This is a genomic window from Streptomyces sp. WAC06614, from assembly GCF_003949795.1.
Taxonomy (GTDB): domain Bacteria; phylum Actinomycetota; class Actinomycetes; order Streptomycetales; family Streptomycetaceae; genus Streptomyces.
The window spans coordinates 1-1,448 of record NZ_RPRY01000655.1 but is presented as its reverse complement, the minus strand read 5'-3'; the positions used below and the strand labels follow the sequence as shown (position 1 = coordinate 1,448).

General features: G+C 67.2%; 1 protein-coding gene. It reads right to left on the bottom strand.

Annotation, left to right across the window (positions count from 1 at the left end; genetic code table 11):
- Window positions 1-18: 18 nt before the first annotated feature.
- Complete coding sequence (locus tag EF918_RS35675) at window positions 19-1,209, bottom strand: IS110 family transposase (RefSeq protein WP_125652975.1); 1,191 nt, start codon at window positions 1,207-1,209, stop codon at window positions 19-21.
- Window positions 1,210-1,448 lie beyond the last annotated feature (239 nt).

Genomic DNA, 1,448 nt, shown 5'->3' with positions numbered 1-1,448 from the left:
CACCTCCTAATGACGTTGTCAAGCCGTTGTTGTGACGGGGAGTTCGCCTTGGTAGCACCGTCCGTCACGTATCAGGGCCCACAGGACGTTGACCCGTCGGCGGGCCAGGGCGAGGACTGCCTGGACGTGTCTCTTGCCCTCGGCGCGCTTGCGTTCATAGAAGCGCCTGGACTCGTCGCAGCTGCGGATGCTGATCAGAGCGGAGGTGTAGAACACACGTTGCAGTCCGCGGTGGTAGCGCCTGGGCCGGTGCAGGTTGCCGCTGACGTTGCCCGAGTCCCGGGGAACCGGGGCCACGCCCGCCAAGCTGGCGAGGCGGTCGGCGCTGCCGTAGCGACCCATGTCGCCAGCCGTGGCAGCCAAGAACTCCGCACCCATCAGCGGTCCGATGCCGGGCATGCTGGAGATCACTTCGGCGAGTCCGTGCTCGCGAAACCGGGCCGCAATGAGCTTGTCGATCTCGGTGAGCTGCTCGTTGAGGCCCATCACCTCCTTCGCCAGGGTGTGAACGACCTGGGCGATGACCTTCTCCCCGGGCAGGGCGGTGTGCTGCCGTTCGGCGGCCTCCAGGGCGGCTTCGGCGAGGGCGTCGGCGCCGCGGACCTTGCGGTTGCGCAGCCAGGTCTCCAGCCGTCTGCGGCCGGTCCGTCGCAGGGCGGCGGGGGTCTGGTAGCCGGTCAGCAAGACCAGAGGGCCGACATTGCCCAGGTCAAGCATCCGCTCCAGGGCGGGAAAGATACTAGTCAGCTGGCCGCGCAGGCGGTTGATCCGCCGGGTGCGATCGGCGTTGATGTCGGCACGGCGACCGGTGAGGACTCGCAGCTCGATGGCGTGCTCATCGTCCGGTCGCAGCGTCGTCAGGTCCCGGCGCATCCGGGCCTGGTCGGCGATGACGGTGGCGTCCTTGGCGTCGGTCTTCCCTGTGCCGCGGTAGCCGGCGGAAGCGCGGTTGACCGCCAGGCCGGGAATGTAGACGAGCTGCTGGCCGTGGTTGAGCAGGATGTTGATCCACAGAGCGGCCATGCCGTCAGCGACGTCGACCGCCCAGACGACGTCCATGTCGATGGCCAATACGTCGGCGAGCAGGGCCAGGAGTTCCGGCTCGTCGTTCAGTACCCGCCGCGACAGCAGCCGCTTGCCCTCGGCATCCAGCACCACGGCATGGTGGTGTGTCTTGCCGATGTCCGTCCCCACCCAGATCCGGGCCACCTGTTCCTCCGGTCGTTCGACATGTGCTGTTCGTCCGGACGACCTCGCCAGCGTGGTCCTACTCAGCGATGCACCCGCAGGGGCCCGCAGCTCCTAATCAGCGGCCGAGTCGTCGTGAGACACCGGGCGGCCAGGTGAGGCGAACCATCGAGTGCAACCGCCTGAAAGCCATACCCGGCGTCTCTGGATCTCCAAGACCTTACGACTGGCCTCGATCGACCCATCAACAACGTAGGACC